Annotated in this window: 18 protein-coding genes and 1 pseudogene; 8 read left to right on the top strand and 11 right to left on the bottom strand. The window is 46.2% G+C overall.

Going from position 1 to position 19,794, the window contains the following annotated elements:
* Positions 1-85: 85 nt before the first annotated feature.
* Positions 86-922 carry an NAD(+) synthase gene (gene nadE / locus AC3CIC_RS18040; RefSeq protein WP_488516585.1) on the bottom strand — a complete coding sequence of 279 codons (837 nt, stop codon included), beginning with the start codon at positions 920-922 and terminating at the stop codon, positions 86-88.
* A 265-nt stretch (positions 923-1,187) separates the two neighbouring features.
* Here nadE and AC3CIC_RS18035 point away from each other — a divergent pair, with 265 nt between their 5' ends.
* Positions 1,188-1,724 carry a nicotinate-nicotinamide nucleotide adenylyltransferase gene (locus AC3CIC_RS18035; RefSeq protein WP_488516584.1) on the top strand — a complete coding sequence of 179 codons (537 nt, stop codon included), beginning with the start codon at positions 1,188-1,190 and terminating at the stop codon, positions 1,722-1,724.
* Between the two features lie 133 nt (positions 1,725-1,857).
* Positions 1,858-2,331 carry a hypothetical protein gene (locus tag AC3CIC_RS18030; RefSeq protein WP_241819242.1) on the top strand — a complete coding sequence of 158 codons (474 nt, stop codon included), beginning with the start codon at positions 1,858-1,860 and terminating at the stop codon, positions 2,329-2,331.
* On the opposite strand, the gene AC3CIC_RS18025 is transcribed toward AC3CIC_RS18030, so the two are convergent.
* A complete protein-coding gene (locus AC3CIC_RS18025; protein ID WP_488516583.1) occupies positions 2,324-2,992 on the bottom strand; it encodes a hypothetical protein in 669 nt (222 codons plus the stop codon). The two genes, AC3CIC_RS18030 and AC3CIC_RS18025, sit on opposite strands and share 8 nt — an antisense overlap.
* Before the next feature lie 220 nt (positions 2,993-3,212).
* Here AC3CIC_RS18025 and AC3CIC_RS18020 point away from each other — a divergent pair, with 220 nt between their 5' ends.
* Positions 3,213-4,328: a 1-acyl-sn-glycerol-3-phosphate acyltransferase gene (locus AC3CIC_RS18020; protein ID WP_017003512.1), complete on the top strand. Its 1,116-nt coding sequence runs from the start codon at positions 3,213-3,215 to the stop codon at positions 4,326-4,328.
* Positions 4,329-4,459: 131 nt separating this feature from the next.
* Here AC3CIC_RS18020 and AC3CIC_RS18015 read toward each other — a convergent pair whose 3' ends face one another.
* Entirely contained in the window at positions 4,460-5,377 is a 918-nt protein-coding gene (locus tag AC3CIC_RS18015; protein ID WP_016958743.1) for a LysR family transcriptional regulator, read from the bottom strand.
* A 669-nt stretch (positions 5,378-6,046) separates the two neighbouring features.
* Between AC3CIC_RS18015 and chrA the strand changes: the two genes are divergently transcribed.
* On the top strand, positions 6,047-7,198 hold the full coding sequence (chrA, locus tag AC3CIC_RS18010; protein ID WP_488516582.1) for a chromate efflux transporter: 1,152 nt from the start codon (positions 6,047-6,049) through the stop codon (positions 7,196-7,198).
* 187 nt (positions 7,199-7,385) lie between these two features.
* Here chrA and AC3CIC_RS18005 read toward each other — a convergent pair.
* The 8 genes and pseudogenes from AC3CIC_RS18005 to AC3CIC_RS17970 all read right to left on the bottom strand — a co-directional run.
* Positions 7,386-8,544: pseudogene (locus tag AC3CIC_RS18005) on the bottom strand (transposase); the annotation flags it as partial.
* 298 nt (positions 8,545-8,842) lie between these two features.
* Entirely contained in the window at positions 8,843-9,871 is a 1,029-nt protein-coding gene (locus AC3CIC_RS18000) for a Gfo/Idh/MocA family oxidoreductase (RefSeq protein WP_488516581.1), read from the bottom strand.
* A 261-nt stretch (positions 9,872-10,132) separates the two neighbouring features.
* A complete protein-coding gene (locus AC3CIC_RS17995; RefSeq protein WP_394209692.1) occupies positions 10,133-10,897 on the bottom strand; it encodes a heme ABC transporter ATP-binding protein in 765 nt (254 codons plus the stop codon).
* Positions 10,897-11,940 (bottom strand): FecCD family ABC transporter permease, encoded by a 1,044-nt coding sequence (locus AC3CIC_RS17990; RefSeq protein WP_488516580.1) that lies wholly within the window; start codon positions 11,938-11,940, stop codon positions 10,897-10,899. Before AC3CIC_RS17990 ends, AC3CIC_RS17995 begins: the two co-directional genes overlap by 1 nt.
* Before the next feature lie 27 nt (positions 11,941-11,967).
* A complete protein-coding gene (locus AC3CIC_RS17985) occupies positions 11,968-12,828 on the bottom strand; it encodes a heme/hemin ABC transporter substrate-binding protein (RefSeq protein ID WP_488516579.1) in 861 nt (286 codons plus the stop codon).
* Positions 12,825-13,241: an ExbD/TolR family protein gene (locus tag AC3CIC_RS17980; protein WP_488516578.1), complete on the bottom strand. Its 417-nt coding sequence runs from the start codon at positions 13,239-13,241 to the stop codon at positions 12,825-12,827. The genes AC3CIC_RS17985 and AC3CIC_RS17980 overlap by 4 nt, the downstream gene beginning before the upstream one ends.
* Positions 13,238-13,972, bottom strand: coding sequence for a MotA/TolQ/ExbB proton channel family protein (locus AC3CIC_RS17975; protein WP_488516577.1), 735 nt, complete (start codon positions 13,970-13,972; stop codon positions 13,238-13,240). Before AC3CIC_RS17975 ends, AC3CIC_RS17980 begins: the two co-directional genes overlap by 4 nt.
* Positions 13,973-13,974: 2 nt before the next feature.
* Positions 13,975-14,751, bottom strand: coding sequence for an energy transducer TonB (locus AC3CIC_RS17970; protein WP_488516576.1), 777 nt, complete (start codon positions 14,749-14,751; stop codon positions 13,975-13,977).
* 165 nt (positions 14,752-14,916) lie between these two features.
* On the opposite strand from AC3CIC_RS17970, the gene hutW reads away from it, so the two are divergent.
* From hutW to AC3CIC_RS17950, 4 genes are all read left to right on the top strand, one after another.
* Positions 14,917-16,359 carry a heme anaerobic degradation radical SAM methyltransferase ChuW/HutW gene (gene hutW / locus AC3CIC_RS17965; RefSeq protein ID WP_488516575.1) on the top strand — a complete coding sequence of 481 codons (1,443 nt, stop codon included), beginning with the start codon at positions 14,917-14,919 and terminating at the stop codon, positions 16,357-16,359.
* Positions 16,360-16,373: 14 nt separating this feature from the next.
* The gene (hutX, locus tag AC3CIC_RS17960) at positions 16,374-16,898 is read left to right on the top strand and encodes a heme utilization cystosolic carrier protein HutX (protein ID WP_488516574.1); all 525 of its coding nucleotides are present in this window, start codon (positions 16,374-16,376) and stop codon (positions 16,896-16,898) included.
* A complete protein-coding gene (gene hutZ, locus AC3CIC_RS17955) occupies positions 16,895-17,425 on the top strand; it encodes a heme utilization protein HutZ (RefSeq protein ID WP_016958732.1) in 531 nt (176 codons plus the stop codon). Before hutX ends, hutZ begins: the two co-directional genes overlap by 4 nt.
* Positions 17,426-17,579: 154 nt before the next feature.
* Positions 17,580-19,757 (top strand): TonB-dependent hemoglobin/transferrin/lactoferrin family receptor, encoded by a 2,178-nt coding sequence (locus tag AC3CIC_RS17950; protein WP_488516573.1) that lies wholly within the window; start codon positions 17,580-17,582, stop codon positions 19,755-19,757.
* Positions 19,758-19,794 lie beyond the last annotated feature (37 nt).

Raw genomic sequence — 19,794 nt, 5'->3', positions numbered from 1 at the left:
CCGAATGCTGTTTTGGTTTTTATTGTCCGAAACAAAAACGCGCCCAAGATAGGCGCGTTTTTTATCTATGAAGTCGAATAAGAAATTATTCGTCGTCGTAAATCGTAGGGATAGGCTGACGCTTGTGTTGAGTCACTGTATAGATATGAACAAGTCTTTCTTTAACGCGATCTGACACATCTTTGCCTTCCAAGAAATCATCAATCTCGTCATAGGTGAGCTCAAGCGCATCTTCATCGGCTTTCTGAGGCGCCAGTTCTTCCAGATCTGCTGTTGGTGTTTTAACCACGAGCAGATCTGGTGCACCCAGTTGGGCGGCAAGTTGGCGAACTTGACGCTTATTCAAACCAAAAAGCGGGGCAAGATCACAGGCTCCATCACCAAACTTGGTATAGAAACCTGTAATGTTTTCTGCCGAATGATCCGTTCCCAATACAAGCCCGCCGACCATACCTGCGATTTCGTACTGTGCGACCATGCGAGCGCGTGCCTTAACATTGCCTTTCACGAAGTCGATTTTTGCGTTGTTAGTTGGCGTCAGTCCTGTATTTTCGAGTGCTGCCAGTGTGGCTGAATGCATCCCATCAACACCGTCTTTGATATTAACGCTAACAGAATGGGTAGGGCGAATGAAACTCAGCGCAAGTTGTGCTTCATCTTCGTCTTGTTGAATCCCATAAGGTAAACGCACGGCAATGAACTGATAGTCATTGGTGCCTGTTTCTTGATTCAGCTGCTCAACAGCAAGTTGAGCCAAACGCCCGCAGGTTGAAGAATCAACGCCGCCGCTGATGCCTAGCACCAAGGATTGGGTTCTTGAATCGACCAAGCGTTTCTTAATGAAGTTAACACGACGTTGTATTTCGAATTCTGCATCGATAGTTGGCAGTACTCGCATCTCTGCGCGGATAGCTTGTTCCATTTCGCGGGATTCCTCATTTTCTCTTTTGCTCTATTCTGCAATATCTCGATGCCAAAATCATGAACATTCATTGAGATAAAGACCTATTGGTTGAAATAAGTACGTTTTATGCCATGAGATTGATCTACCCGAATGGCCACGCTTGAGCAGTATGATGCCGATGTTGCTTTATTGCCCACTTAGTGATGCTTTTGTGAGAAATAGATTGAACCTTACAGCCTGATTCAGTATCTATATGTAACTCATTGTCAAAAAACGATTAATAATGGTCAATACGGACTTACATCAAAAAATTGCCATTTTTGGTAGTGCATTCAATCCTCCCAGTCTTGGTCACCTAAGTGTGGTGCAACGACTAGCGCACTACGACAAGGTGTTGCTTGTTCCAAGTTATTCACATGCTTGGGGAAAAAAGATGGCAGATTTCACCAAACGTTGCCAATGGGTGAAAGGGTTCATTGAAGATGCGGGTTGTTCAAATCTAGACATTTATTTAGATGAAAAAAGCTTAGGTGAAGAAGGTGCAGTGACAACGTGGGCGTTGCTGAACCATATTCAGAAGCAATATCCCAATTCTGATCTCACCTTCGTACTCGGGCCTGACAATTTTTTAAGCTTTGAAAAATTCTATCGCTCTCAAGATATCCTAAAGCGCTGGAGCGTGCTGGCATGCCCTGAAAGTGTGCCGGTGAGAAGTACGGAGATCAGGAAAAGACTCGAACAAAATATAGATATTTCAGACCTGACAACGCCAACGGTGGCTGCGAATATGACAAAGATTGATTTTAGCGCGATGGAATAAAGCGAAGAGGTCAGACTGACAAACCGCAGGCCTTCGTCTTTGCAACGAAACAAAAAATATAAAAACATTCCAATTTAGAGATGCCTTCTTTTTGTCTCCTGGATTAACTACCTTGTAGGATTATGTGTTGACTGTGACTCAGATAATAAAACAAATAAGTGTCGCTTTAGGGCTATTAGTGACACCGTCACTTTTACATGCTGCTTACCTTGAACAACAAGCACCGAAAGCCGATACATTGAAGAATGGAGGGGCGTATAACGTTCACTTTTCTCAGTCATATGAAAGAAGTGTGATTGAATGGACAGTGGAAGATATCCCACTGCCATCAATTTGGGATGGTTGGAAGTATGATTTAGACGTTCCTCAATATCTAACGACTTCCAGTGGCACTACATTCTATGGTTTTGGTATATGGAAGCCTGAGGAATACCAAGGACTTTCATTTAAAGAGAGTTCAACCGAAGATTGGATTATGAACCATGGTTTGAACTTTAGTTTCAGTACGGAATCGAAAATCAGTGATGCTCGGTATCGATTTGATATGCGTTGGCATGAGGATAGCGATACCGAATTTTTACTTCAAATGCAGCTGCCGTTTAACTGATACCTGCTATTTGACGCAGTAGTTGTTCAACTTCAGTTTCAGAAAGTGACACAGCTAGCGCTATCTTTTTAATTGAGCGTCCCGATTTGTATAGGCGCACCCACTCTCGCACCCGTAGTTGAACCGCAATGTCTTCTGTTGATAAACCGAGTGCATGTTCCAAGGCTTTGCCCGTGTTTTCTGACAAAGCTTTGCCGTTGCCTAAAGCATCTAGCGATGTCATCGATAGGCGGAACGAGTCCGTGGTAATATCATGGGGTGTTAAAGTGGCTAAATAGTCACGAGCACAACGAAGTAGTCGACCGTATGGTGCATCCCAATCTTCGTTGCCTTTTTCTTGACGAGCGTGCAGTTGCTCAATGATGCCAGTGATCAACGGCGATTTTTCAATAAAGCCAGCCTGATTAGACAGCAAAGCGGTTGAACGAACAGAGAAGTTTAGCGTTGATACTTGAGAGCCTTTCATGATGGTAACAGCATTGAGGCAGTCAATCGGTAGCCAGAAACCTTGGTTAGCGCAAACGGGCAATTCGGCCTTACCAAGGCGTATTAATGCCGTACCTTTATGTACATGGAGGTAACTTGCATAGTGTTGTTTCTTGCGTGCACCGATAATCATGGTGTCTGCACGATAGTGATTAAATTCGATAGCTTGTTTCATTGTGATTTTCTCTCGTTCTGACGCGCACATACTCTTTTGTTTTGTTAACTAGATCAAGCTGTGAGTATCTTCTTGAGCGATAAATAATCAATTTGTTACGATCTGACTCGTAGAGAGGGAGGTATGACCTCCAACCTGTCATGAATGACGATCAAAACCATGTTCCAATTCTTATAAGCGCGTAAAATGTCGCAGTTTTTATCGGAGTAAGTAGAGTCTCGTGCCACAAACTAACGATCCGTTTTTAGAAATTCGCCCTTATCGCGATGATGAAGTTCCGGCAGCCATTGAGCGCCTGGTTAATGATGACGAATTCATTTCGGCTATCCTAAAATATCGTTTCTCTCGACTGTCAGGGACTATCGGGTGGTTACTAAAACCGCTCATGAAATTATACCTTCGCGCTAAATGGCGAAAAATCAACTCGGTTCGTGATGTTCAATTGAATGTATCGAGCTACATGCAATCAATGATCAAAAATTCATCGGAAGGATTTACGACGAGTGGCGTAGATAAACTTGACCCTAATCAAAGCTATCTGTATGTCTCAAACCACCGTGATATTGCGATGGATCCGGCAATGGTAAACTGGTGCCTTCACACCCAAGGCTTTGATACGTTAAGAATCGCCATTGGCGACAATTTGCTGAAAAAGCCTTGCGCCACCGAATTGATGAAGTTGAACAAGAGTTTTATTGTTAAGCGTTCGGCCAAAGGGCCACGTGAAATGATGAAGGCTCTGGGACAACTGTCTGCTTATATCAAACATTCGATCGATGAAAATCAATCAGTGTGGATTGCACAAAAAGAAGGTCGTGCCAAAGATGGAAACGACAAAACTGATCCTGCTATTTTGAAAATGTTTCATGTAGAAGGGCGTCGCGAAAAGATCCCTTTTGCTGATTACATCGCATCATTGCGTATTGTCCCTGTTACGATCTCTTATGAAAACGATCCCTGTGATGCAGCTAAAGCCAATGAGCTTTACCGAAAGCAAGAAGATGGTGGCTATGAGAAAGGTGAGTTCGAAGACATTGAAAGCATTGTTCAAGGGATCGTCGGACAAAAACGTCGTATCCACGTTGCGTTTGGTGACGTTATTGGGAATGAGTTCGAAACACCGGTTGCCCTCGCTGCTGAAATCGACCGTCAGATTTATCAAAATTATCATCTGTTCCCGTCGAATTATATTGCAGCTGGCAAAGATCATTCGTCGATAACTGACAGTGATCGCGCACTTTTTGACAGTAAGATATCTTCTTTGCCTGAGGGTGTGGCGCAGATTGTGACATCCATGTATGCGATGCCAACAGACAAGAAAGTGGATGCTCAGTAAAAATTTCAATAATATAAGATACTTAAGACAAAAATAACAAAAAAAAGAGTGACGTTGTCACTCTTTTTTTGTTTTATCTGCACGTGTAATGTTGTTCGATCATAGCGCTCTGACTTTTAGCCTGTTAAAGACTAAAATGACGAGCGTTGATTGTTTGTCACGTCGATGTTCTCCGCAAGAAAATCAACAAAATGCCTCACCTTCGGCGCTAAGAACTCCCTTCTTGGATACACAACATAAACGGGTAATTTGAGCGTCGGCTTCCAACTCGGCATCAATACTTTCAACTGACCAGATTCGATTTCGTCATTCAGCAAATATGTTGCGATATAGGCGATGCCGACACCCGACTTTGCAGCCTCTAAAACCGCGGGTGCGTTATTGATCCGATACGTACCGCGAATGGTGACAGATTGTTCGCTTCCATCTTTTTGAAATAGCCACTGATCGTAAGTACGTTGAACACTCTGATACGTAATACAGTTGTGTTCTCTGAGTTCAGCAGGATTTTTCGGCTCGCCATGCGTGTTCAAATACGAGGAAGAGGCGACAATCTTAAACTGACAATCCCCTAATTTACGCGCCACCATACCTTCAGGTGGATGTTCATGAATAGCTAGCCAACAATCAAAACCGTCTTCGACCAAGTTTGGGCGGTGGTCAAATAAATGCACTTCCAATTCTAGCGCGGGATACTTTTCTTGAAATGTCGAAAGCAAACGAGTGATCTGCGCATTGCCAAATGATTGAGCAATACCAATCTTCAAGCGGCCTGATATCTCGTTTCGATAGCCCGCAACCATCGCTTCCGCATCTTGCATCGTTTCAACAATCTGTCGGCCAAACGCGGCGTACTGTTTACCCGCTTCCGTTAACGCGACCGAACGCGTATTTCGTTGCACAAGTTGAACGCCTAGACGCTCCTCAAGATAGCGGATCTGCTTGCTGACTTGTGATTTAGATATCCCCAAAAACTCAGCGGCACGCGTGAAATGTTGCTCATGCGCGACGGTAGCGAGGATAACCATTTGCTGAAGATTATCTAACATGCGGAAATTTCGTCTATGAGAAGAAGGGCATAGCGTATCACAACTCATGAGCACTGAACGAGTGACAGTGTCACATGGCGTAATTTACGTTGTTATTGTAGATAGCTCATCATGAATTAAGCGAGTAGTACAGATGAACCTATGGCGACTAATTCTTCCAATAGGGTAAACAGCCATAACAAACCAACTCATTGCAATCACGCATATGGTTTCCACAGAAGTGCGCATTTTCCACTGACAAAAGACGATGCTTGTTGTCTGCTCACTTTAATCTTCGTGAGCGATTGAGGAAAAAGGCTCATTAACTTTGAACAGGGACTATTGATCCAACTTTGTAATAAAGTTGACTCAAGATCGCCATTTGTAACTAGATTTCACACAGTACAAGTTAAGAATCATGGTTTTCACTTCCAATTAAACCACTGATTTTTAAACAATTAAAGATCATTGTTTTCGTGTGGAAACAACCATGGTGCTAGTTAGTGTGCACTTACATACAAATGTAGAAAAAGAACGGATCTTACTGATCCAAGCAACAAAATTAAGACGGGCAGATCAGAGTATCGGTGAGTTAATTGATGCAGTTAATAGTGATCATCGATATGAATTGTTTCTACTAATGTGGTGAAGTCCGATAGAATCGGCCTCAATCATGGAGGTACATCTGTAATGCTTGACGTATTTATTCGTTTCTTAGTTCTTGGTTGTATGAGTTTTGGCGGGCCTGTTGCCCACATTGGCTATTTCCAACGTGAATTCGTGGATAAGCGCAAATGGATTGAAGAAGAGAAATTCTCGATGGCACTGAGCTTGTGCCAGTTTTTACCTGGTCCTGCAAGCAGTCAGTTGGGTATGTTCATTGGTTATCACCGAGCAGGATATCTGGGGGCGATTGCCGCATTCGTTGGCTTCACGTTTCCATCTTTTTTATTGTTGACGCTCGCAGCTATGTATAGTGCAAGCCTTGGCGATGCGACATGGTTGACCATACTCATTTCTGCGGCCAAATTGTTAGCCGTAGTCGTTGTCGCTGACGCCATATGGACAATGGCGCGTAAATTTATCAGTGACGCCGTCACGTTTATTGTCTGTGCGGGGTCTGCAAGCTGGATTTTATGGCAGTCAGGGTTACTTGCACAGTTATTGCCAATCGTTGTCGCAGGCATACTCGGTTGGTTGTTCATCCGTAAACCAGTGTCTACCGAAGCCAAAGCGAACAAAGATACGAGCCTCTTACAAACATTGGTTCTATTCGGTGTCTTTGCAGCACTTCTAATATTGCCGACCCTGAGCAGTGCGCCCTTAGTGAGTATGTTTAGCCATTTCTATCAAGCGGGTAGTTTTGTGTTTGGTGGCGGCCATGTCGTGTTGCCATTGCTGCAGCCCCTTATTGGTGATGCAGTAACGGGTGATGCACTTGTCGAAGGCTATGCAGCTGCGCAGCTCGTTCCAGGGCCCATGTTTACGATTGCTAGTTACGTTGGCGCATCGATGGATGGTATTCACCCTGTGATCGGCAGTGTCATTGCTACAGTTGCCATTTTCTTGCCGGGTGCATTGCTCCTGTTTGCCGCGATACCCGTATGGCAAAAAGTCATGAATCACAATAAGTTTGCAGGGTCGGTGGTATTGATCAATGCTGCGGTGGTCGGCTTGCTTGTTGCTGCTTTCTATCAGCCAGTTTGGGTGTCAGCGGTTCATGGTATTGCCGACATGGTGGCAGTGGTGGTCGGTTTTGCTGTATTGCGTAAGTTTAATATGTCTGTGTTCTGGCTGCTCGCGGGCATGTTGGTTTACGTGATTGCAAAGAGCATGATGTAAACATAGAAAGTTGACGTGTTAGATTCATCCTATAGAAGCCTGCCTTGTGCAGGCTTTTTTGTATCTGAAATGTATTATTCGACCTGACGCCTCCTATCTTTCAACTTATACGCACTATAACTTGTTATTTCGACGCTATTAGCGCTACTTTTGCCGCGCTTATCCTCATCTTCTTGTGTAGTGGTCAACTCATTCCGGACAGTAAATTAGGCCGATTTTCAGCTTTCGCAGGTGGAAGACCACCGTTATAACTATGCGGTCTCTTCCAGTTGTAATAGCTCATCAGGTAATGGCTGATATCTTTGGATGCCTCAGCGAAAGATGCATAGCCTGTTGCTGGTATCCATTCAGATTTTAGACTTCTAAATAGCCTTTCCATCGGAGCGTTGTCCCAACAGTTGCCACGGCGACTCATGCTTTGTGTCATCCGATACCGCCACAGGTGTTGTCGAAACTGGCGGCTGCCGTATTGAGACCCCTGATCCGAATGGAACATCACGCCACTTGGTCTTCCTCGTTGCTCATACGCCATCGACAGCGCTTTTGTCACCAATGCCGCATCAGGACTGTCAGACATGGCCCAACCGACAACCCGTCTGCGATACAGGTCAATGACAACGGCAAGATAGCACCAACGATGACCCGCCCATATATAGGTAATATCGCCGCACCATACTTGATCTGGGGCGTCGACAGTGAACTGACGATCAAGCTGATTGGGAATATCTGGCCGTTCAATCGAGGCTTGCTTATAGTTATGTGAACCGGGTTGCTTACTGATGAGTTGTGCATCTTCATCAATCGGCGAACCTTGAATCGTCCAATCTTATGTCCGAGATCAGTCATCATGTCGACCAGAGTGCGACTACCCGCAGAGCTTCTGCTCAGCGTAAACAGTCGGTTGATCTCGCTACGAAGATGCAAACGTTCAGCATCAATATCATGGCGTCGTTGGCAGTGCTCATAGTAAGTCGACGTGGCGATATTGAACACAGCACAGACCAATTCTACCGGTTCTTGCTCTCTCAATTGGTCTATCAGCGCGTACGTTCGAGTTCGTCCGACATCAAGAGAGCAGTAGCCTTTTTTAGAATAGATTTTTCTCGTTCAAGTCGATGGATCCTTGCCTCTAACTCTTGGATTTTCTGCTGCTCTGGCGTTAAGGCTTTGGAAACTGGCGTACTACCGCCGCGCTCTTGTTCAAGTTGTGTGACCCAGCGTCTGAGTCCCGTTTCACCGACGTTTAATGAGCGGCTAGCCTCAGCAATTGAATACCCTTGGTCAAGTACCAAACAGGCTGCTTCTAGTTTAAATTCAGCGGAGAATGAACGACGTTGTCTTGTCATGGAACACCTCTTTCTTTAGTGGTGACTTTACCACCTTAAATGGTGTCCGGGATCATTAAACCACTACATTGCTGATTAAATGGGGCATTACTTTATTTCGCTACCTAAGGCACCGAATGGCCAAAGTAGAGGAAAACTAAGGGAGGGCTAAGGAAGTACCGATGACTGCTCTCATGATAAAAAATGGTAGGAGAAAGGTTCGACATCCAGAGATGGCAGAGTGGTTAAGATTTTATTGATTTACCAATGCCAGCTAACACGCTGGCATTAGTGAATAACTGAGTCACGAGAGGGTAAATCAGAACTCCCAGCGCTCGGTTCTACCTGCCTGAGATGAGTGCTGTGCCAGTTCTAAAGCGTAAATCACTTTTACTGCATCATAGGTATCAACAGGCGGAGGTGTGCCGTTTAGAATTGCGCTTGCGAGTTGCGCAAAGAGATCCGAATAGCAGCCGTATTCGAGTTCGATATCTTTTTCAGTGACGTTGTCACCGATTTCTAGCTTGCCTTGGTGCTGTTGGCGGCCAAATTCTGAATATGTCACTGTGACACCGTCACGTAACTGTTGTTCTTGTACGTCTAAACCAAAGCAAGAGAAGGTCGCTTTATCACCCTGAACGACAAATCGCGCGCCTTTACCCGATCGGAATGGACTGGAATTGAGGATGACTTCTTTGTCTGAATAGTGAAGGGTCATGTGAAAATAGTCAGTGGCTTTCGATTGATTGCGCATCGCTTTGCAATGAGCAGTGATAGCCAAAGGCTCACCAAATAGAAAAAGCGCCTGATCAACAAGGTGTGAACCTAAATCATACAAAATACCTGCGCCATCACCAGGCTGTTCGCGCCAACGTTGCTTCACTTCAGGGCGGAATCGGTCAAAATTCGATTCAAACACACGAATCTTACCTAACTCATCTGAATCAATGAGTGATTTAACGGTCTGGAAGTCGCCATCCCAACGTCGATTTTGGTAAGGACACAGAATCTTACCGCGCGTATTGGATATACGCAGTAAATCTAACCCTTGACCGCTATTGACTACAAAGGGTTTTTCTAACAGAACATGACAATCCGCTTCTAGCGCTTGTCTGGCAAAGTCATAGTGGGTGTCGTTAGGTGTAGTGATAACGACAAGGTCAAGGTCAGCATCGCGCAGCATTGCTTCGATATTTGAATAACAGCTAGCTTGTGGAAGCAATTGACCAACAAGTGCTTGTTGAGAAGACACGACCGCGACAGGCTCAAAATCAGGCAGGACAGAGAGAAACGGCAGATGAAAGGTTTGTGCAGAAAAGCCAAAGCCAACAATACCCGTACGAATCATTATAAGACCCTTGTTTTGGTTGATGCTCAGAGAGTAAGACTGTTTATACCAAGACACTTAAGTGACTTAATACAGAATGACTCTAAGCGTTATATCGCTTTTTCTACAGCGTAGTATCGTTAAACAGTGATGTCGTAGCAAAACTGCGCCATACCAAAAATTTAGCCATGTTTTGGGTTTCTGTGGGTGAAGAATTGGTATTAAACAAAAAACGCTCCACAAAGGAGCGCTTAAATAGGTTTGGTATGGGACGTTAACCGTTTAGGCCAAGATCACTGGATAGTTCTGTTCAGGGTGGGGGATAACTTGAACAGGCCAGCCATAAACTGCTTCAATGTTGGTCGAGGTTAAGACAGCTTCCGGGGCTCCGTCCGCCACTATTTTACCATTATTTAGCATGATGACGCGGTCGGCGTACTGTGATGCCAGATTAAGGTCGTGGATCACGGCGATCACGGCAGATCCCTCGTTGGCTAGTTGCTTTGCCAGACGTAATGTCTTGTGTTGGTGGCCGATATCCAATGCTGATGTGGGTTCATCCAACATCAGTACTGTGCTTCTTGCTGCTCTGGATACTTGTGTTAATACGCGTGCGAGGTGCACCCGTTGCTTTTCACCGCCAGAGAGACTTGGGTAAAGCCGGTCTTCAAGATGAAGAACATCGGTTTGCGTCATATTGGCAGTCGCAATGTTGTTAATCTCTCGCTGCGGCACGCTCAACGCTAACCCACCGAGTTCAACGACTTCTCTAACGGTAAAGCCAAACGTTAAGCTGCTAGATTGCGGCAAGATACCGACAGACTGCGCCAGAGTTTCAGGTTTCCATTCAGGCGCGGGTTTGTCATAGAAATTAAGCTCACCATTGCACGGCCATTCTCGACTGAGCAGTTTTAGTAAGCTGCTTTTACCCGTGCCATTGGGGCCAAGAATAATGGTCAGTTCGCCGCTGTTAAACCGAACGCTAACATCATCGAGTAGGACTTTGTTGCCCATTGAAAGCGAAGCGTGTTTGATTTCAATACTCATTACGCCAGTCGTCCTCGTTGTTTTAGCAATAGCGCCAAGAAGAAGGGTGCCCCGATGGCTGCAGTGATAATCCCCACGGGGATTTCCAAAGGTGCCACAATGGTTCGTGCAATCATGTCTGAGACCAGCAAAATAAGGCCACCAAGCACCAGCGAAACAGGCAGCAAGGTTCGATGGTCAGGTCCCGTCAGCATGCGCGCGATATGTGGTACAACGAGGCCGATAAAACCAATCATCCCTGACAGCGCGACGGTGATACCGACGCCAGCAGCAGTGAGTAGGATCAGCTGGCGCTTTAATGCCTGTACATTGATGCCCATGTGACGCGCTTCTGCTTCACCGAGTAATAGCGCATTGAGTTTTTTGGCGTTTCGTTGATAGAAAAATGCCAGTACAAACAACGAAACATAGGCCAGAATGATCGCATCCCACGATGCGCCTGCTAACGATCCCATGGTCCATAGTGATAAATCACGCAGCGCCTGATCATCAGCAAAATAGTTAAGCAGCCCCATTCCCGCACCAGCAATTGCGCCCAGCGCTACGCCAGCCAGCAACATGATCGTGACGGATGTGCCGTTGCTGTTTGTGCCCAAGTAGTAAATGGCGAAAGTGGCCGCCGCGCCGCCGAGAAATGCAAACAGAGGAACCGTACCCATTGTTAGAAAGGCGGTGTGTCCAATGACTCCACCAAACAACACGATGGCAATCGCTGCGCCTAATGAAGCACCAGCGGACACGCCAATAATACCTGGGTCAGCCAGTGGGTTTCTGAAAAGCCCCTGCATCACAGCACCACAGATAGCCAAAATGCCACCAATGGAAATGGCTAACAGGGTTCTAGGTAAGCGCACTTGCTGAATGATAACGCTGACATAATTTGGCAGGTCTGCTTTTATTGGGAGTAAGGCTTTTAAGCTATCCGTGATACTGATGTCCATTGGGCCCAGTGTGATGGAACTCACCATGGCGGTGTATAGCAAGATGGTAGCAAATAGCAGCATCCATCGAACAGGTACGCGACGCGTCATTAACTCGTTCATTCTGTATTCCGTTATTTCCGCTGCGTGTTAGTTATCGTTGTTAAAACGGGTATTAAGCGACGTTGCCAACTCAAGGCTTGCTAATCCAAACCCGCCCAAAATCGAGTGACCACGGATAGGAATCACCTTGTTGTTTTGAAACGCCGGGGTAGCGGCAAGCAGAGGTTGTTGCTTTAGCATCCCATCCATGCCACCAACTTGTTCCAATGTGCGATCCGACACCAATATGTAGTCGGGTTGCATCGTCACGATAGCTTCCGCTGAAAGGGGTTTGTAGCTGGTGCTTTCTTTTGCGGCTGGATTGTTGCCGCCAGCCAATTGGATAACGGTATTGACGGTGGTTTGATCGCCAGCCACGGTCACAGGCCTACCATCCGAGAGCATCATGAATAGAACCGAAGGTGCGTTAACGGGTTGTTGTGCATTCAACGCGCCGATTCTTTCTTCAACCTGCTTTTTAATAAGCTCACCTTGTTGCTGTGTATCGGTGATTTGCGCAATGGTATCGACACGGTCATGAAATGCGTCAATGGAATTGCCTGTTGGCAAGGCTTCAACGGTGACACCTGCTTGCTTAAGCAGTTGCAATGTTGAATCAGGTCCCATATCTGGCGAACCGAGTAAGTGAGTAGGGCTGAGTGCAAGAAGACCTTCTGCGGCGAGTTGTCTGTGATAGCCCAACACTGGAATGTCTCGTTGATCGAGATAGTGGCGACTGGTTAAATCGACAGCGACCACGTTATTGTCAGCACCGAGTGCGAAGAGCAATTCTGTCACGGTTGAACCTGCGCTAATAATGCGGGTCTCTTTGTCTGCTGCCATAGAGAGTGGGCTGATCAACATACAAAGAGTTAATGAGAGCGCTTTAATTGATGTATTCGTTTTCATTCTTCTTCCATCACAATGTTAGTGGCAGTGATTTTGTTGTTTTGCATAAAGGCCAGCACTTTGAGCATGCTTTGTACATCTGCCGTTTTATCTGCGGCTATGACCACGGTTTTATCTGGATTTGCCTTTATTGCGTCTAATAAGGCGCTCGTGAACGCTTCCCAGTCATCCATTGGTATGCCTTGAATTGCCCACGCGGGAGAGCCCGCTAATATATTGATGGCAATGACATTTTGATTTGGGGAATCCAACACGGCGCTGTCGTTGGTTTGTGGAATAGCGATTTCCATGCTTTTGAATTCCACGTTGGCGGTCAGCAATAGAAACACCATCACAATAAAAATGATGTCGAGCAGCGGCGTCAGGTCGGGCGTAAACGTGCTTATTTCGTTGTCAGGACGTGATTGAATCATGCGGCGTCATCCGAAACGGTATTTCGTGCAGAAACTTGGCTTGAGCAAGTCGGCGGGCAACGGGTCACTTTGGCGCAACACATCTCACTTTCATCAAAAGACACACCAGCAAGATGTAAATTGAAATGGTTAAGCACGTATTCTATTTTCGCCAATGTACGGTCTGCCCAAAGGCTAAATAACTGAGATGCAGCTATGGCGGGAAGGGCGATCAGGAGACCAGCCGCTGTGGTGGACATGGCCAAACCTAGACCATCTGCAAGCTCTGCTGGATATATGCCGCCTTGAGTAGCGGAAAGGCCTTTGAACATCTCAATCAAACCGATAACGGTACCTAAAAGGCCAATCAAAGGGCTAAGTACGCCAATCACGTTCAGTAATTTGAGGCCCGAGGTAAATTGTCGGCGCTTTTTTTGAAGCCAAATACTAACGGCTTCTTCGCGAAGCGATTTAGTAAATTGACGATGGCTAATCAACATACAAAGCCCTTGTGATAACGTGCTTTTTTCTTGTTGATGGTTTTCGACGTAGCGATTGAGCTCGTCGTCGTTTGTCAGTGAAAGGGTGTAGATCTCTTTTTGAAGACTTCGACTGTGGGTTTTTGTGTTGAGAGCCACGAAAATTAGGCGCTCGACAATCAGCATCAGCATCAGCGCGGAGAGAATAGTCAACGGCCAAGTCATGATGCCCAGCTGAGCGTGAATGGATGAGAAAAAGTGTAAATCCAACATGGTTAATCCAAATTAAAACGAACAGGAATTCTGACTCGGTGTGCTAATGCAACACCGTTAACTGTGTGGCTTTGAAATCGCCACTTTTTTACCGCGCTCATGGCGGCACTATCAAGCAGGTCAAAGCCCGAGCTTTTCACTAATGCTTGTTTGATTTGTTTGCCACCTTCATCGAGCCATACTTCAATTAATACATTACCTTGCATGCCTTTTCGCATAGCCATACGTGGATAGGCAGGCTGAGATGGGCGAACTTTAAACTGCGGCCGTTCAACCATCACTGGCGCACTGTCTTTGGCTTGATTCATCTGCGCATTAGCGCGGGTGTCTATTGGCTTGTTGTCTGTAGCTTGCTTCTTAGGCTTCTCGATGGGCTTGATTTTTTCGATAGGCTTAGCGTTGTCGGCAGGCTTAGATATCTTTTTTTGAACGGGTTTAGGTTCTATCGTCTTGGGCTTTTTAGCGATTGGCTTATCCAATTTAGGCTTATCGACAACCGGCTTTTCAATCTTCGGGTTTTCCACGACCGAACGTTTTTCTACAGGCGTGCTATTCCTGTCTTTAGGCACGGTTACCTTTTCTAATTTCTCGTCAGTGCTTTTTTCCGCAATAGGCTCTGGCGGTGGCACGTGAGCGGCAACAAGTTGGATAGCAACACGACTACCAGCATGGGCATCGCTAATTGCAAACTGGGGGAGTGGAGGCTGCTGAGCCGAAAGGGCCAAACTATGCAGCGCAACTGAAACGACACCACACACAACGTACCGTCGAGCGTTCACACTTTTCTCCTGCTTCGTGAAAACGATTAATTCAGTGTGCATTATGCATGAAATGCCAATGAGATCAATTATCAGTTGCATTATCATTTGATATGAATATGATGTATTCGAATTGAAAACAGGCCGTTGTGTGGTGCTGTTGTCTTTAGAAGGTCGTTTCTGGCGATGAATTTTGATTTACACAATGTAGAACTGGTTGGGCAACAAACCCCAGATCCACTTCGTTTTGCATTTTCACGCAAAAAAAGTCCTCATGCTGGCGGCATGATGCACTCAGTGAAAGGGGAAGACATTCAAATTTCCCTTGAAGAGGCGCACGCCTTAGCGCCAGCCAATACCCTTGCACCGCGTTGCCTGTATATCCATATTCCATTTTGTCGCGTGCGTTGCACTTACTGCAATTTCTTTCAATACGCTTCCAGTTCGTCATTAATTGAAGGTTACGTTGCGGCGCTGCGTGAAGAAATTCGATGGAAAGCATCACAAACGTGGACACAAGCAGCACCGTTTCAGGCGGTATATATTGGTGGTGGAACACCAACCGATTTATCCGCTAAACAGATTCACACGATCGTTTCTGATATTCGCAGCCAATTCCCATTGACACCTGATTGTGAAATCACTCTTGAAGGGCGTGTTAATCGGTTTGGTCTCGACAAATTTGAAGCGGCGCTGGATGCTGGGGTGAATCGCTTCTCTTTTGGCGTTCAGAGTTTTAATTCTCATGTTCGCAGAAGCGCAAAACGTCTTGATGATCGTGAAGACGTGCTGAAAACCATTCAAACCTTGGTGTCCTATAACGCCGCTCCCATTGTTCTGGACCTGCTTTACGGCCTCCCGTATCAAACGCTCGACGTTTGGCAACAAGATTTGCAGGACTATATGGAGTCCGGTGCTCACGGTGTTGATTTGTATCAGTTGATTGAGATGCAAGGTCTACCAATGGCCAAAATGGTTGAGCAAGGCAAATTACCTCATCCCGCTGACACGCAAATGAAAGCGACCATGTTCGACATGGGCGTGAAATTTATGGCCCGTCATCATCAAAAACGTCTTAGCGTAAACCATTGGGCGTCGGATAACCGAGAACGAAGCATTTATAACTCATTGGCCAAAACCACGGCGGAAATTATGCCGCTTGGCGCTGGCGCTGGCGGCAACGTCAATGGCTGCCAAATGATGCAAACTCGCGATATGGACACTTACAAGTCGGCGATATCAGAAAGGCGTTACCCTGTCACTATGCTGACGATAGCACCTTCAAATCGCGCAGTCGCCGCAGAAGTGAAATCGGGATTTGATGCGGGTGTACTCGCACAAAGCAAACTTGATCGTGTTGCCGGCATCGGTACCTTTGAGGCGTTAATTCCTTTGTTTAATGCATGGGAGCGAAACGGCTTGGTCTACCTTGAAAGAGGTGATGAAGCAGCGTCGGATACGGGCATTGAGGTTGTGTCAGTCGCTGGTGGCGGGTATGTCAGCCTGACATTAGCCGGGCAGTTCTGGGCAGTCACCTTGGCTCAAAACCTGATTGAAGTATTACAAAGCAATACGCCTACGGGCAATTCAAACGTTATTAAGAACGAAGCGACACACGTCGCGGCATAGGAGCAGTATTTACCATGCAACAAGCGATTATCGTCACGTCAGAAGCCAAACAACGCGTCGCAGACTATCTTGCCGAAGATGTGCATACCCCTGTTTCAAATATGGTGGAAAGCCTGAAACTGACGGAAGGCGAAATCACCTTGGCGCTGCCACAAGAAATGATTGCGCGCGCAGAGGGTGAGTTGAGTCAGGGCATTTTAGAAGTCATGCCTAAATGGGGAAAAGTGACCACCATTGTTCACTCTGCCGGTTCGGTTTTTGAATTCAAGGCGCCGTTTCCTAAAGGTAAATTTGCTCACGGCTATTACAACTTGATGGGCAAGGAAGGTCAGTTACACGGTCACCTTCGATTGGATCTCGTGTCTGACATCGTCTTCGTCAGCAAACCATTCCGTGGGTCTGAAAGCCATTACATTGGTTTCTTTGATAGCACTGGCCACTGTGTATTTAAAATTTACTTGGGTCGCGACAAGAAGCGACAGTTATTCCCTGAGCAAATTGAACTGTTTAACGCCATGAAACAGGAGTTGGCAAAATGATTGATAAAGCAGAACGTCTACAAAACCGTTTGGGACCAGAAATTCAAGCGTTCCGAGATGCCCGTAAAACGTTGCAACTGGGCACGGTAGACAAAGATGGCAAACCACACACTAGCTATGCCCCTTTTGCCTTTTCAGAAAAAGGCTATTACATCCTTGTTAGTGATTTGGCGACTCACGGTCAGAACCTGAAAAACAGCAAAGCGGTGTCGATCATGATGATTGAAGACGAAGGTGAAGCGCGCTCTATTTTCGCCCGTCGCCGTTTGTCTTTCGATACTAACGCAGAACTGATCGAGCGTGAATCTGATCACTGGAAGCAAGGCGTTGATGTCATGCAAACGCGTCTTGGTGAGATGATCGATAACCTCAGCCAATTGGGTGATTTCCGCCTTTACCGCTTGAACCCTGTTATTGGGCGTTATGTAAAAGGCTTCGGCCAAGCATTCGACGTGACAGGCGAAGATCTCCTCTCTGTCGTCCATCTCGATGAAGGACACGTTAAATCAATGAAAGAGAACGTGTAACGCCTTTCCGATAAAGGCTCTGTGTCCGTAAATACCCGAATAACCTTAACGCTCTGAGTTCTTCGGGCATAGAGCCAAATTTCACATAAAAATAATAATTTTGCGCTGAGGCCAGTGTGAGCGGCTTCCTATTGCCTTTTTTAGAGTAAATATCATGATAATCAAGAAAAACAAGCTGGCGCTTTTGGTGGGGATATTCTGCGCCGGAAGTGCATCAGCACAGGATGTGTATACCTTTGACGAAGTGGTTGTATCTGCAACCCGAAGTGAGCAAAAAATCAGTGATATCGCTGCTTCAGTCGATGTGGTAACCAGCGAAGATCTAGAAGAAAGCTTGTCACAAAATATGAAACAAGCGGTTGATGCTGAGCCGGGTGTGTCAATGGCCGGCAATGGTCGATTCGGTTTAACAGGCTTCAATATTCGTGGTCGCGACGAAAACTACGTCAAAACCATTGTGGATGGCGTTGAATTACCTGGCACCTATAACCCAGGCGCAGACGTCATGCGCAAATACAACAACACGTTAGAAACCGATACCCTCCAGCGCGTTGAAATCAACAAAGGCCCAGTTTCCAGCCTATATGGCAGTGATGCATTGGCTGGTGCCGTGATCATTCGTACCAAAAATCCAGACGACTTACTGGAAGGTGAGGGCGATGACTCTTATGCTTCCGTCAAAGGCGGCTATTTCAGTGCTGATGAAAGCTACAAAGCCACCGCGACATTGGCGAACCGTACTGGCGATCTGGAAACCTTGTTGATATTCACCCATCGAGATGGTCATGAAACCCAAACTTACGGCGGCCCAGATATTAATGGTCCTGATCGTGGGGCGGCAGATCCGGTGGATTTCAACTCAGATAACGTGTTAGCTAAAGCGTATTACCAACTTAATGACGCGCACCGTATTGGTGTGACGGTTGAGCATTTTAACCGAGAGCAAGACGTTGACCGACTTTCAGATGAAGGTGATGTGATCGCGTTTGGGCCCTATATTTACGCTTACTCGAATACCCGCGCCTCTGATGAAGATTCACGCCAGCGTTATAGCGTTGAGCACCAGTGGCAAGCGAATAACCAAGGCTTTGATTCATTGGAATGGCGAGTTGCGTATCTAAAATCAGAATCTCAGCACGATAATACCGATACCTTGACTAAAACCACACCATTTGGCACCACGGTTTCAAACCGAAATCGTCAACGTATCGGTGAAGACGAGGCATGGCAGGCGGATATTCAGTTCAATAAAGCGTTTGAGCTTGAAAGCAGCTATCACGAAGTCGTATACGGCGCGAATTATGTCGCCAATGAATTTAACCTGAACTACAACAACATCGATCTTGATACCAGTTTGGTCACGGATGCCACACCAGAAGTGCCGAATGCTGAATCCCGTAAATGGGGGGTGTTTGTGCAAGATCAGATGTTCCTGATGAATGAGGCTCTGGTTCTTAATGCTGGCCTTCGTTATGACAGTTTCAGCGCGAGTCCGAAAGGTAACAGCACCTATGCTGACGCGGATAACCACGCATTTACGGGGCGTCTAGGCACGGTTTACCATTGGACGGAGTCGTTCAGTACTTTTGCGCAAATCAGTCAGGGATTCAAAGCGCCAACGCTACAAGATCTCTACTACTTTTACGACACAGGTGCGACCTTCATTCCTAACCAGGATCTTGAAGCAGAAGAAAGCATCTCATACGAAACTGGTCTGCGCCTGAAGCAGCCTTATGGACGCTTCGATGCCGCAGTGTTTTTCAATGACTACAAAAACTTCATTGAAAACCGATTAGTTGATGCCAACGGGCCAGACGGAAAAGAAGTGTGGACGACCGAAAACATTGGTCGTGCTGAAATCTACGGCGCTGAGTTCAAAGCGCAACTTGCGCTGGACTACTTAGTGGGCGCGCCAATGGGGATGTATTCAGACATGAGCATTGCTTATGCTAAAGGTGAAAACAAAACCAATGGCGAAGCAATAGACACGGTCGCACCTTTAACCGCGTACATTGCGTTGGGTTATTCGAACCCTGAAGACACTTATGGCGGTAAGGTTTCACTTAAAACGGTTGCGGGCAAATCTGGCTCAGATTGGAGCAATGCCAACAACGTAGATAACGTCAATGCTGCAGGTTACGGTGTCACGGATGTCACGGCGTTTTATCGTCCTATGTCTTATTTAACGGTGCGTGCCGGTATCTTTAACGTCTTTGATAAAGAGTATTGGGACTATGAAGATCTTGCAGGCTTCGATAAAGATGAGTCAGGAATTGATCGCCGTAGTCAACCAGGACGTAATTGGGGGTTAGAAGCCGAATACGTTTTCTAATAATGCGTAAGCTTTAGTAACGTCCAGAAAAACACCC

The organism is Enterovibrio sp. QJM3NY_24, assembly GCF_057786035.1.
This window is presented reverse-complemented; position numbering and strand designations above follow the sequence as displayed.